Source organism: Streptomyces spiralis (assembly GCF_014654675.1).
In the GTDB taxonomy this organism is placed as follows: Bacteria; Actinomycetota; Actinomycetes; order Streptomycetales; family Streptomycetaceae; genus Streptomyces; species Streptomyces spiralis.
In genome coordinates this window covers 54,547-66,942 of sequence record NZ_BNBC01000029.1, presented here as the reverse complement: position 1 = coordinate 66,942, position 12,396 = coordinate 54,547, and the positions used below count along the sequence as shown (strand labels likewise).

General features: G+C 72.6%; 12 protein-coding genes. 7 read left to right on the top strand and 5 right to left on the bottom strand.

Annotated features, from left to right (window positions below; translation table 11 throughout):
• The first annotated feature begins 48 nt into the window (after window positions 1–48).
• The 3 genes from IE318_RS26970 to IE318_RS26960 all read left to right on the top strand — a co-directional run bounded on the left by IE318_RS26970 (window position 49) and on the right by IE318_RS26960 (window position 2,556).
• Entirely contained in the window at window positions 49–645 is a 597-nt protein-coding gene (locus IE318_RS26970; protein WP_189904507.1) for a DUF5998 family protein, read from the top strand.
• Window positions 645–1,835, top strand: coding sequence for an alkaline phosphatase family protein (locus IE318_RS26965; protein ID WP_189904442.1), 1,191 nt, complete (start codon window positions 645–647; stop codon window positions 1,833–1,835). The genes IE318_RS26970 and IE318_RS26965 overlap by 1 nt, the downstream gene beginning before the upstream one ends.
• A gap of 70 nt (window positions 1,836–1,905) precedes the next feature.
• Window positions 1,906–2,556 carry a thymidine kinase gene (locus tag IE318_RS26960; protein ID WP_030171846.1) on the top strand — a complete coding sequence of 217 codons (651 nt, stop codon included), beginning with the start codon at window positions 1,906–1,908 and terminating at the stop codon, window positions 2,554–2,556.
• Between the two features lie 72 nt (window positions 2,557–2,628).
• Here IE318_RS26960 and IE318_RS26955 read toward each other — a convergent pair whose 3' ends face one another.
• The gene (locus IE318_RS26955; protein WP_189904440.1) at window positions 2,629–3,477 is read right to left on the bottom strand and encodes a VOC family protein; all 849 of its coding nucleotides are present in this window, start codon (window positions 3,475–3,477) and stop codon (window positions 2,629–2,631) included.
• A 265-nt stretch (window positions 3,478–3,742) separates the two neighbouring features.
• Here IE318_RS26955 and IE318_RS26950 point away from each other — a divergent pair, with 265 nt between their 5' ends.
• Window positions 3,743–4,594 carry a sulfurtransferase gene (locus tag IE318_RS26950; protein ID WP_189904438.1) on the top strand — a complete coding sequence of 284 codons (852 nt, stop codon included), beginning with the start codon at window positions 3,743–3,745 and terminating at the stop codon, window positions 4,592–4,594.
• 126 nt (window positions 4,595–4,720) lie between these two features.
• Here IE318_RS26950 and sepH read toward each other — a convergent pair whose 3' ends face one another.
• Entirely contained in the window at window positions 4,721–5,752 is a 1,032-nt protein-coding gene (sepH, locus tag IE318_RS26945) for a septation protein SepH (RefSeq protein WP_189904436.1), read from the bottom strand.
• A 499-nt stretch (window positions 5,753–6,251) separates the two neighbouring features.
• Here sepH and IE318_RS26940 point away from each other — a divergent pair, with 499 nt between their 5' ends.
• A complete protein-coding gene (locus IE318_RS26940; RefSeq protein WP_189904434.1) occupies window positions 6,252–7,076 on the top strand; it encodes a hypothetical protein in 825 nt (274 codons plus the stop codon).
• Here IE318_RS26940 and IE318_RS26935 read toward each other — a convergent pair.
• Together IE318_RS26935 and IE318_RS26930 are read right to left on the bottom strand one after the other, a co-directional pair.
• Entirely contained in the window at window positions 7,000–8,319 is a 1,320-nt protein-coding gene (locus IE318_RS26935) for a D-arabinono-1,4-lactone oxidase (protein ID WP_189904431.1), read from the bottom strand. The genes IE318_RS26940 and IE318_RS26935 overlap by 77 nt on opposite strands.
• Window positions 8,279–9,517: an MFS transporter gene (locus IE318_RS26930; RefSeq protein ID WP_030171831.1), complete on the bottom strand. Its 1,239-nt coding sequence runs from the start codon at window positions 9,515–9,517 to the stop codon at window positions 8,279–8,281. Before IE318_RS26930 ends, IE318_RS26935 begins: the two co-directional genes overlap by 41 nt.
• A gap of 186 nt (window positions 9,518–9,703) precedes the next feature.
• On the opposite strand from IE318_RS26930, the gene IE318_RS26925 reads away from it, so the two are divergent.
• Window positions 9,704–10,831, top strand: coding sequence for a ferrochelatase (locus tag IE318_RS26925; RefSeq protein WP_189904430.1), 1,128 nt, complete (start codon window positions 9,704–9,706; stop codon window positions 10,829–10,831).
• Between the two features lie 8 nt (window positions 10,832–10,839).
• On the top strand, window positions 10,840–11,670 hold the full coding sequence (locus IE318_RS26920; RefSeq protein WP_189904505.1) for an inositol monophosphatase family protein: 831 nt from the start codon (window positions 10,840–10,842) through the stop codon (window positions 11,668–11,670).
• Between the two features lie 123 nt (window positions 11,671–11,793).
• Here IE318_RS26920 and IE318_RS26915 read toward each other — a convergent pair whose 3' ends face one another.
• Window positions 11,794–11,967: a hypothetical protein gene (locus tag IE318_RS26915; RefSeq protein WP_181446635.1), complete on the bottom strand. Its 174-nt coding sequence runs from the start codon at window positions 11,965–11,967 to the stop codon at window positions 11,794–11,796.
• Window positions 11,968–12,396: the final 429 nt, after the last annotated feature.

Here is a 12,396-nt window from a genome sequence, read left to right as displayed (position 1 = left end):
GGTTTCGCGGTACTGAGCGGTGCCTCGCAGTCAGTGCGCCCCCGTAGGATGGACGGCATGGCCAAGACCAGTACGACGACCCAGGGGCTGCGGGCGGCGATCGAGCGCAGCGGTTACTACCCGGCTCTCGTGGCCGAGGCGGTGGAGGCCGCCGTGGGCGGCGAGCCCATCCGGTCGTACCTGGTCCACCAGGAGACCACCTTCGACCAGAACGAGGTGCGCCGGCACGTGACGGTGCTGGTCCTCACCGACAACCGCTTCATCGTCAGCCACACCGACGAGCAGGCCGCCGACAGCACCTCCCCGACGCCGTACGCCACGACGTCCACGGAGTCGGTCAAGCTCGGCCGGATCTCGTCGGTCGTCGTCAGCCGGGTGGTGGCCAACCCGGAGCAGTACACGCCGGGCACCCTGCCCCGCGAGGTCGTGCTCACCATCGGCTGGGGAGCGGTCTCGCGCATCGACCTGGAACCCGCCGCCTGCGGCGACCCCAACTGTGAGGCGGACCACGGCTACACGGGCAACTCGACCGCGGACGACCTGAGCCTGCGCGTCAGCGAGGCCGGGGACGGCCCCGAGACGGTGCGCCAGGCCCTGGCCTTCGCCCAGGCCATCTCCGAGGCCACCGCGGACCTGAGCCGCTGATGACACAGTCCACCGCCTGGGACCACCCGGAACCTCTGGCCGTAGAGTCCGCGCCCGTCCCCGAGTACGGCTCCGGTTCCCTCGCCGACCTGCTGCCCACCCTGGCCGCGGGCATGGGCGTGCCGGACATGACGGCCGCGATCCCCGAGCTGGCCCCCGTCGACCGCGCCTGCGTCTTCCTGATCGACGGCCTGGGCTGGCAGCAGCTGCGGGCGCACCCCGAGGACGCGCCGTTCCTCACCTCGCTGCTGGGCAGCTCGCGCGGTGGCACCGGACGTCCGCTCACCGCCGGCTACCCCGCCACCACCGCGACCTCCCTCGCCTCCGTGGGCACCGGCCTGCCTCCGGGCGTCCACGGCCTGCCCGGCTACACGGTGCGCAACCCCGCCACCGGCGAGCTGATGAACCAGCTGCGCTGGCAGCCGTACAGCGAACCGCGCGCCTGGCAGCCGTACCCCACGGTCTTCCAGCTGGCCCACCAGGCGGGTGTGCACGCGGCCCAGGTGTCCTCCCCCACCTTCGAGAACACCCCGCTGACGAGGGTCGCGCTCAGCGGCGGAACGTTCCTGGGGCGGCTGACCGGCGAGGACCGCATGGATCTCGCGGCCGAGCAGCTCGCGGCAGGCGACCGCGCGCTCGTCTACACGTACTACTCCGAGCTCGACGGCGCCGGCCACCGCTACGGCGTCGACTCCGACACCTGGCGCGGCCAGCTCATGGCCGTCGACCGGCTGGCCCAGCGCCTGGCCGAGCAGCTGCCGCCGCGCAGCGCGCTGTACGTCACCGCCGACCACGGCATGGTCGACATCCCGTTCGACGAGCAGCACCGCATCGACTTCGACGAGGACTGGGAGCTGCGCGCCGGCGTCGCCCTGCTCGGCGGAGAGGGGCGCGCGCGGCACGTCTACGCCGTGCCGGGCGCCGAGGGCGACGTACTGACCTGCTGGCGCGAGGTGCTGGGCGAGCAGTTCTGGGTGGCCTCCCGCGACGAGGCGGTGGCGGCGGGCTGGTTCGGACCGCGGATCGACGACCGCGTGTACGCGCGGATCGGCGACGTGGTGGCGGCCGCCCGCGACGACGTGCTGCTCATCGCCTCGGAACGGGAACCGAAGGAGTCGTCGATGGTGGGCAACCACGGTTCGATGACGCCTGCCGAACAGCTGGTCCCCCTGCTCGAAGTACGCTCCTGAACCCTCTTCCCGCGCATCTCCTCCCGCACCGCAGTATCCGCCGACCTCACCGAAAGGTGCCCGACCTCCCATGCCCGAGCTGGTGTTCTTCTCCGGAACGATGGACTGCGGGAAGTCGACACTGGCTCTCCAGATCGAGCACAACCGTTCGGCGCGTGGCCTGCAGGGCCTGATATTCACGCGGGACGACCGGGCGGGCGAGGGCAAGCTGTCCTCACGCCTGGGTCTGGTCACGGACGCGGTGGAGGTCGAGGACGGCATGGATCTGTACGCCTACATCGTCGACCACCTCTCCCAGGGTGGGCGCGCCGACTACGTGATCGCGGACGAGGCGCAGTTCCTGGGGCCGGAGCAGATCGACCAACTCGCGCGCGTGGTCGACGACCTGGACGTCGACGTGTACGCCTTCGGTATCACGACCGACTTCCGAACCAAGCTGTTCCCCGGCTCCCAGCGCCTGGTCGAACTCGCCGACCGCGTCGAGGTGCTCCAGGTCGAGGCCCTGTGCTGGTGCGGCTCCCGCGCCACCCACAACGCCCGTACGGTCGGCGGGGTCATGGTCGTCGAGGGCGCACAGGTGGTCGTCGGTGACGTCAACCGCTCCGCGGACGAGATCGGCTACGAGGTTCTGTGCCGTCGGCACCATCGCCGCCGAATGACGTCCGCCTCGGCCCACGCCGCGGCACTGTCACCGGACGTCCTGCCGGTGTCACCCTCCTGAGGGACGGACCCGGTCAGGGCGAGTGACGCGCCCGGTCGACGCGACGGCGTTCGACGCGGGTGACGGGCCCGGTCACCGTGCGCCCGAGACCAGGGCGAAGCGGGCGCCCTCGGGGTCCGCGACCATGGCCACGCGGCCGTGGGCGGTGTCCCGGGCGGGGGACAGGACCTGTCCGCCGAGTCCGGTGAGGCGTTCGGCCGCCTCGTCGGTGTCGGCGACCTGGAAGTACGTCACCCAGTGCGGGCCGCGGTCACGGGGCAGGGTGTGACCCACGCCGTGGATCCCGGCGACGGCACGGCCGTCGAGGCACAGTGTCGCGTGGTCGAAGCCGGACTCGGACCCGGACTCGGATCCGGATCCGGAGTCCGCCTCGGTGGTGGACGCCGACCGCTGGACCTCGTAACCGAACACCGTCTCGTAGAACTTGGCGACGGTGGCGGTCTCGAAGGTGCGCAGCTCGTTCCAGACAGGTGTCCCGGGCACACCGTCGAGGCCCGTGCCGAGGTGCGCCGCGGCCTGCCACACGCCGAAGACCGCGCCCGAGGGATCGGAGCCGATCGCCAGGCGTCCGGCGTCGCCCGCGTCCAGCGGCCCCACCCCGATCGTGCCGCCGCACAGCCGTACCGTTTCGGCCGTCAGATCCACGTCGTCCGAGGCGAGATACGGCGTCCAGGTGATGGGCAGATAGCGGTCCGGCGGCAGCTGGCCGATGCCCGCCACCTCCCGGCCGTCCAGCAGGGCCCGCACATAGGGGCCGAGCTGGTGGGGGCCGGGCCGGAACTCCCAGCCGAAGAGCTCCCCGTAGAAGGTCTGGGTCGCGGCCATGCCGTGGACCATCAGGCTCACCCAGCAGGGCGTGCCGGGCGCGTACCGCGCGTGTGCCCGGCGGCTGTCGCCTGCCGACTCCGGTGCCTCGGTCATCGTCACTCTCTTCTCGGCCTCGCGATGGCCGCGTCGATTCCGCTCCCCGGACCAGAGCGGATGCTCGCCCCCACCCAACAGCGGTTCCTTGCCCGGAGGATGCCCGTTCCGCGGTTTCCCGCCCGTTTCGGTGCGCTTGCCGGCAGATGTCGGTCGGCTGTACAGCATGTGTCCGATCCCATACGGGTCGTGACCGGACCTGTCCGGCCGAGCACATTAGTCGGACCTGGACGCGGCGGCCACCCCGTGCGCGAGGATGGTGACCATGAACGCCATCATCTCCGCATCCGACCTGGCGAGCGCCCTGGCCGGGCCGAACCCGCCGGTGCTGCTCGACGTCCGCTGGCAGCTCAGCCTGGCCAAGGCGGGCGGCGAGCCGCCCTTCGACGGGCGCGCCGCCCACGAGTCCGGGCACATCCCCGGAGCCGTCTACGTCGACCTGGACCGCGAACTGGCCTCTGCACCCGGCTCGAACGGCCGTCATCCGCTGCCCGGCATCGAGGAGTTCGGCGCCGCGATGCGCCGTGCGGGGGTCAGCGCCGGCCGGCCGGTCGTCGTGTACGACGGCGGGCAGGGCTGGGCGGCGGCACGCGCATGGTGGCTGCTGCGCTGGACGGGGCACCCCGACGTCCGGGTCCTGGACGGCGGGCTGGCCGCCTGGGAGGGGCCGCTGGAGACGGGGGTGCCCGAGCCGGCCCAGGGCGACTTCTCACCGGCGCCGGGCGCCGTGGCGCTCCTCGACGCCGACGGGGCCGCGGCGCTGGCCCGGTCCGGGGTGCTCTTCGATGCGCGCGCGGGGGAGCGGTACCGCGGCGAGGTGGAGCCGATCGACCCGGTGGGCGGCCACATTCCGGGAGCGGTCTCGGCGCCGACGACCGAGAACGTCGGCCCGGACGGGCGCTTCCTGCCCGCGGCGGAACTCCAGGCGCGGTTCAAGGCGCTGGGCGCGGCCGACGGCAAGGACGTGGGCGTCTACTGCGGTTCGGGCGTCTCCGCGGCGCACGAGGCGCTGGCGCTGGCCGTGGCGGGGATTCCGGCGGCCCTGTACGTCGGGTCGTGGTCGGAGTGGTCCGCGGACCCGTCCCGCCCGGTGGCGGTCGGACCGGACCCGCAGTAGGGGCCGTACGTACGGACGGACCTGCGGGAGACAGACCTGCGGGCACCGGCAAGAGGGCCGCCCGGCCGATGCGGCCGGGCGGCCCTCTTCCTGGTTCTACCTCGCGCCGTACGGCGCCGCCGACTTCTACTCCTGCTTCTTGCGGCGGGTGCCGAACACGATTTCGTCCCAGCTCGGGACGGCGGCGCGGCGGCCGGGGCGGACGCCGTCCGCTTCGGCCTGGCGGTCGGTGGCGCCGATGAGCCGGTCGCGGTGGCTGCCGACGGAGCGCGGCATGAGCACGTCCGCGTAGGCGGATCCGGCGCCGGCGGAGGCCGCGGGGGCGGGGGGTTCCTCCACCGCCGCTTCCTGGGCGGGTTCCTCCGTGGGTTCCGGTGCGCGCTCGGGCACCACGAGGTCGCCGCGGAAGCTCGGCACCGCCTCCAGCAGACTGGTCAGCGAGTCGCGGTCGCTCGTGCTCTCCTCGGGCGGCTCCTGCGCCTGCGCCGGCAGCGCGGGACGTTCCCGGTCCCGGTCGAAGGAACGTTCGCGCGGCAGCCGGGCGATGCGCGGCACGAACGGGAAGCTCGGCTCGGGGGCCCCGAGGTCGTCGGACTCCCCGATCAGGGCGCGCGCCTCGTCGTCGACGGCCTGCACCAGGCGCCGCGGCGGGTCGTACGTCCAGCTCGCCGAGTGCGGTTCGCCCGCGACCCGGTAGACCAGCAGGACCTCCCAGGTGCCGTCGTCGCGGCGCCAGGAGTCCCACTGGACGGTGTCCTTCTCGGCGCCGCGCAGCAACAGCCGCTCCTGGACGGCCTCGCCGAGCAGCGGGCCGGAGTTCTCGCCGGGGCGGCGGACCGGGGTCTTGCGGGCCCGCTCGGCCATGAAGGCGCGCTCGGCGAGCACGGGGCCCTCGAAGCGCCGTACCCGGTCCACGGGGATGCCGGCGAGCTGGGCGACCTCTTCCGCGGTCGCACCGGCTCGTATCCGCGCCTGGATGTCACGGGGGCGGAGATGGCTCTCCACCTCGATCTCGATCTGGCCGAGGCGGGGACGGTCGCCGCGCACGGCGGCGCGGAGCCGTTCGTCGATCGGAAGCGTGTACTCCGTGCTGTCCGCAGCCTTCAGCACCAGCCGTGTGCCGTCATTGGAGACGGCCACGACACGCAGTTCGGGCATGGGGACCTCCCGGGTGGTGCCTGCCGACGTCACGTGCGTCGCTGCTTCCGCTAGTCGAGTGTGGCCTGCCCGGGTGCAGCCTGCCACAACCTTGCCGAGTTGCCCGGCGTGTCGGGCGCGGGCCCTGGATCGCCGTTATGGCACGGTTACCTGTTCACAACGCTCAGTGACCAACTCCGTCACCCTGTGCGACCAGCCCCCTCCCGGCGGTCCAGCAAGGCCCCGGACGCCCTGGCGGGAGACCGGACCCAGGGCTCGCAACAGTACTCCATTTGGACCACGTGCGTGGATTGGCGCGCCGTCCAACTTCAGGCAAGGGGCGGGACTTGGCCCTCCGTGACCGGATTCCTCGATCATGAACGTGGCGTACTTCACGTATTCACCGGAAACGGAACTAACGGTTTCGTCCGTACGTCCCTTTCTCGTGCAGTCGGCCGATCGCGTCCCGAAGGTTCGGCTGTGCTCGATCGTGTACGGGAGAGGCAGGCAAGGTCCGGGTATGCGTGAAAGGCCCGACAACGGTGGTGTGCGGAGCGCGAGTGAGGGGGTGACGAAGAAGAAGCGGATCGACCTGAACGTGCCTCAGGTCGCGGGCAGCGCCGTCGCCGCGGTGGTGGCCGCGAAGCTGGCCTCCTACTTCGGCGTCTACGGCACGATCCTCGGGGCCGGTGTCGTCAGCGTCATCGCCACCTGTGGCGGCTCGTTCTTCCAGCACTTCTTCCGGCGCACCGGTGAACACCTCCGTGACGCGACGGCCGTCTCGTCCAGGCCGCTCCCGGCGGCCGTCCCCGGCGGCCGGACACCGCCGCCCCCGGGGGAGTTCACATCCGGCACCGTCTACCGGGCCCGGGTCAAGAACTGGAAGCGGCCCGTGGTCGCGGCCGCCCTCGTCTTCGGGGTCACCATGGCCGGCATCACCGCGTACGAACTGGTGTCGGGCGACAGCTTCAGCGGCGGGAAGGGCACGACCGTCGGCGACGCCGTGACCGGACGGCGCGCGCCGTCCGGCCCGGCCGGCGACCGGACGCCGGTTCCGTCCGACTCGCGGACCGCGCCGGCCGGGAGCGGTGACGGCACGTCCCCGCGCGGAGACGGCTCCGGCCGCGGGGACGGCGATACGGCGGTGAGCCCGACGCCGACCGCGGACGCCACCGGAGGCACCGGCAGCGGCGGCGAGAGCGTCGGCACCCCGGGGACGGGGAGCACGGCAGGAACCGATGCCCCGGCCCCGGCGCCCAGCGCGTCCGCTACGACCCCAGCACCCTCCGCAAGTAGTCGTTCTGGAACAGACGTTCAGGATCCAGCCGGTCCCGCAGCGCAGTGAACTCGCCGAAGCGCGGATACACCCCGGCGAAGTACTCCGCGTCCCTGGTGTGGATCTTGCCCCAGTGCGGCCGGCCCTCGTGCGCGGTGAAGATCCGCTCCGCGGCGGTGAAGTACCGCTGGTAGGGCGTCCCCCGGAACATGTGGACCGCGACGTACGCGCTCTCCCGGCCCGAGGCGGTGGACAGGGTGATGTCGTCGGCGGGCGCCGTGCGCACCTCCACCGGGAAGCTCACCCGCAGACCTGAGTGGTCCACCATCGCCTTCAGCTCGCGCAGCGTGTCGGGCAGGGCCGCGCGCGGGACGGCGTACTCCATCTCCACGAACCGCACCCGGCGCGGGGAGGTGAAGACCTTGTAGGGGATGTCGGTGTACGTCCGTGCGGACAGCGCCCGGCTGGAGACCCGGGCGATCGCGGGGACGGTGGCGGGCGCCGCGCGGCCCACCCAGTTGGCGACCTGGAAGACGCCGTTGGAGAGGAACTCGTCCTCGAACCAGCCCGCCAACTGCCCCACCGGTGCCTCCGGGCCGGCACTGCGGTTGTTGCGCTTGGTGTTGGTGCTGCCGGTGTGCGGGAACCAGTAGAACTCGAAGTGCTCGTTCTCCGCCCAGAGCTGGTCGAACTCGGCGAGGACCTTCTCCAGGGGCATCGGCTCCTCGCGGGCGGTGAGCAGGAAGATCGGCTCGACGGCGAAGGTGATCGCCGTGACGATGCCCAGCGCGCCCAGGCCGATCCGCGCGGCCGCGAAGACCTCGGGGTTCTCCTTGTCGGAGCAGGTGAGCGTCGAGCCGTCCGCCGTGACCAGCTCCAGGCCCTTGATCTGGGCCGCGATCGACGCGGACTCCCGGCCGGTGCCGTGGGTGCCGGTGCTGGTGGCCCCGGACACCGTCTGCTCCATGATGTCGCCCATGTTGGTGAGGGACAGGCCCTCCCGCGCGAGCGCCATGTTGAGCCTCTTGAGCGGTGTGCCGGCCTCCACCGTGACCGTCATGGCGTCGCGGTCGATGGTGCGGATGCCCGTCAAGAGTTGAGGGCGGATCAAGACGCCGTCGGTGGCGGCGATGGACGTGAAGGAGTGCCCTGTACCGACGGCCTTCACCTTCAGGCCGTCCTCGGCGGCCCGCCGGACCGCGGCCGCCAGTTCCTCGACCGAGGCGGGCGCGACCTCCCGCGCGGGACGGGCGCCGACGTTGCCGCCCCAGTTACGCCACGTGCCGTTCTTCGCGCTCGCTGTGCTGCTCAACGAAGCCTCCCCGTCCCGGAGCCGGCCTGCTGAGCCGGCGGTACCCGAGGAAACCCACCGCGACCGCGACGGCCCCGGACACCGCCGGGACCCCGTACCCGGCCCGCGCACCGGCCGCGTCGATCACCCAGCCGGCCACCGACGAACCGAACGCCACGCCGACCGCGAGTCCGGTGCTCACCCAGGTCATGCCCTCGGTCAGGTGCGCGCGTGGTACGTGCTCCTCGACGAGGGCCATCGTCGTGATCATGGTGGGAGCGACGGACAGGCCCGCGACGAACAGCGCCACGGCCAGAAACAGCAGGTTTCCGACCAGTAGGAGGGGGATCATACTCACGGCCATCGCACATATGCCCAGCGCCCAGCGGCGGGCGGGCGCTCCGGACGGCCGCAGCAGGCCGAAGAGCACGCCCGCAGAGCAGGAGCCCGCCGCGTACAGCGCGAGCACGACGCTCGCCGCACTCTTGTGCCCCCGCTCGTCGGCGAACGCCACGGTGACCACGTCGACCGCGCCGAAGATCGACCCCGTCGCCACGAACGTGGCCACCAGGACCTGCAGCCCGCGCGAGCGCAGCGCCGAGCCGCCGCCGTGGTGCTCGCGCGGGTGCGGCTCGGGCTCCGTGGCCCGCTGCGCGGTCAGCCAGAAGACCCCCACGGCCAGGAAGCCCGCGGCGAGCAGCGGCCCCGCCTCCGGGAACCAGGCCGTGGACAGGCCGATGGAGACGATCGGTCCGAAGATGAAGCAGACCTCGTCGACCACCGACTCGAACGAATAGGCGGTGTGCAGCTGCGGGGTTCCCCGGTACACCGCCGCCCAGCGCGCACGGACCATCGCGCCCAGGGACGGCACCGAACCGATCCCGGCGGCGCACAGGAACAGCACCCAGTCCGGCCACCGGAAGTACGCGGCGAGCAGCAGCCCAGCCGCCGCGGTCAGCGCGACCAGCGTGGCCGGCCGCAGCACCCGGCGCTGCCCGTACTGGTCGACCAATCGCGAGATCTGCGGCCCGAGCGCGGCGGCGGCCAGCGCGATGGTGGCCGACAGCGCGCCCGCGAGCCCGTAGCGCCCGGTGAGCTGGGAGATCATCGTGACCACGCCGATGCCCATCATCGACAGCGGCATACGGCCGATGAACCCCGCGGCGGAGAAGCCCTTGGAGCCTGGGGCGGCGAAGAGGGCGCGATAGGGGCTGGGCAAGGGAGGTCTCCGGGGTGCGGTGAGGCCGGGCTGCGGTAAGGCGCGTAGGTAGCCGATACAGCTTACGGATTCGATGGCACCGCTGCACACGCTTATGAAGCTGCACACGCAGACGAAGCGGCCCCGACGCACACGCCCGTGCGGGTCGGGATCCGGGCTGTCGGCGCCGGGTGGCAGGATCGAGACATGCCAGACGCGCTCGATGCCACCCCGTACGACGCCCTGCTCCTGCTCTCGTTCGGCGGCCCGGAGGGGCCGGACGACGTGGTCCCGTTCCTGGAGAACGTGACACGCGGGCGCGGCATCCCGAAGGAACGCCTGAAGGAAGTCGGGCAGCACTACTTCCTGTTCGGCGGGGTCAGCCCCATCAACGACCAGAACCGCGCCCTGCTGGACGCCCTCCGCAAGGACTTCGCCGACCACGGCCTGGACCTGCCGGTCTACTGGGGCAACCGCAACTGGGCGCCCTACCTCACCGACACCCTGCGGGACATGGTCCGTGACGGCCGTCGCCGCATCCTGGTCCTGGCCACCAGCGCCTACGCCTCCTACTCGGGCTGCCGCCAGTACCGCGAGAACCTCGCCGACTCGCTGGCCGCCCTGGAGGCCGAGGGCCTGGAGCTGCCCAGGATCGACAAGCTGCGGCACTACTTCAACCATCCCGGCTTCGTCGAACCCATGATCGACGGCGTACAGGAATCCCTCGCCGACCTCCCCGAGGGCGTCCGCGACGGCGCCCACATCGCCTTCACGACCCACTCGATCCCGACCTCGGCCGCCGACGCCTCCGGCCCCGTCGGCGACCACGGTGACGGCGGGGCCTACGTCCGCCAGCACCTGGACGTGGCCCGGCTGATCGCCGACGCGCTCCGCGAGCGCACCGGCGTCGACCACCCCTGGCAGCTCGTCTACCAGTCCCGCTCCGGCGCCCCGCACATCCCGTGGCTGGAACCCGACATCTGCGACCACCTGGAGGACCGCCGCACCGCAGGTGCCCCGGCGGTCGTCATGGCGCCCATCGGCTTCGTCTCCGACCACATGGAGGTCCTCTACGACCTCGACACGGAGGCCAAGGCCAAGGCCGAGGAGCTGGGCCTGCCGGTGCGCCGCTCGGCCACGGTCGGCGCCGACCCGAGGTTCGCCGCCGCGGTCCGCGACCTGATCCTGGAGCGTGCCCGCGCGGAACGCGGCCAGGAGGTCACGCCGTGCGCCCTGGGCGCCCTGGGCGCGAGCCACGACGTCTGCCCGGTGGGCTGCTGCCCGGCCCGCGCCCCCCGCCCCGCCGCCGCGGGCGCCGACAGCCCGTACGCGTGAGGACCACAGTGACCGACTCCCTGCACACCGAACTGCTCCAGCTCGCCCTCCAGGCCGCCGCGCGCGCGGGCGCGCTGCTGAGGGACGGCCGCCCGGCCGACCTCGCGGTCGCCGCCACCAAGTCCAGCCCGATCGACGTCGTCACCGAGATGGACATCGCGGCCGAGAAACTGATCACCGGCCTGATCTCCGACCGGCGTCCCGACGACGGCTTCCTCGGCGAGGAGGGGGCCTCCGTCGAGGGCACCAGCGGCATCCGCTGGGTGATCGACCCGCTCGACGGCACGGTGAACTACCTCTACGGCCTGCCCACCTGGGCCGTCTCCATCGCGGCCGAGCAGGACGGCGAGCCCGTCGTCGGAGTCGTGACCGCTCCCATGCGTGGCGAGACGTTCCACGCGGTGCGCGGCCGGGGCGCCTGGGCCACCGGCGCCTGGGCCGGCGAGCGCAAGCTGGCGTGCCGCCCCGCACCGCCCCTGGACCAGGCCCTGGTCTCCACCGGCTTCAACTACGTCGCCGAGGTCCGCGCCCACCAGGCCGACGTCGTCCGCCGCGTGATCCCGCTGGTGCGCGACATCCGGCGCGGCGGCTCGGCCGCGATCGACCTGTGCGACGTGGCCGTGGGCCGCCTCGACGGCTACTACGAGCGCGGCCTGAACCCCTGGGACTACGCCGCGGGCGACCTGATCGCCCGCGAGGCGGGCGCCCGCACCGGGGGCCGCCCCGGAGAACGCCTGTCCCGCGACCTGACGGTCGCGGCGAGCCCGGGGGTCTTCGAGCCCCTCCAGAACCTCCTGGAGGACTTCGGCGCCTGGCACGACGGGCACGACGGCGTTTAGGCGACCCGTCCTCCTGCGGGGCGCCCGAGCCCCTTCGGCTCGCCCGCAGTGTGAGCACAACGGGACCCCCGGCGCCGAACGCCGGGGGTCCCGTTCGTGTGCGGTCGCTCGACCACACGCGGATCAGACGCCGGACACGCCGACTTCCACACCGTGTTCGGCGGCGAGGCGGCGCAGGTCGTCGAGTTCGCCCAGCTCCACCTCGACGAGGAAGTCGTCGCCCTCGTCACGAGCCCGCGTCAGGTCGGACTCGGTCGCCTTTATGCGCTGCAGAAGTCCTGCGGTGAATGCGTCCATGCTGCGCCCCCTCGTCCTGGGTCGTGGGTCGGTGGCACGGGGGTGTGCCGTTCGGAAGGGGCGATCACGTCTCCAGTAGGTGCCCAGCGCTGCCCGTGCTGGGCGGCGACGGTGCCGGACACCCACGCCCACTCTGCGGAGCTGATCGCGGGGTACCGCATGGTCGTGCGGCACATGCAGAGCGTGATCGCGGGGTGTAAAGCCGTCCTCCCCCGGCTCCCTCCCGCGGAAACCTGAACCGCGGAAGAAAGTTCGGCATTCCCGGCCCCTTCGTCCCTCTCGCGCCCGGCCCGCAGGCCCCGCACGCCCCGTCCGCGGGACCGCCGCCTCCCCGGCTTACAGCCGACTTATGGCCGAAAAGGGCAGGATGGAGGCACACACCCATGAAGGCCCCTGCCCGCGTGCGCCCCCGTGGCGCGCGACGGGTGG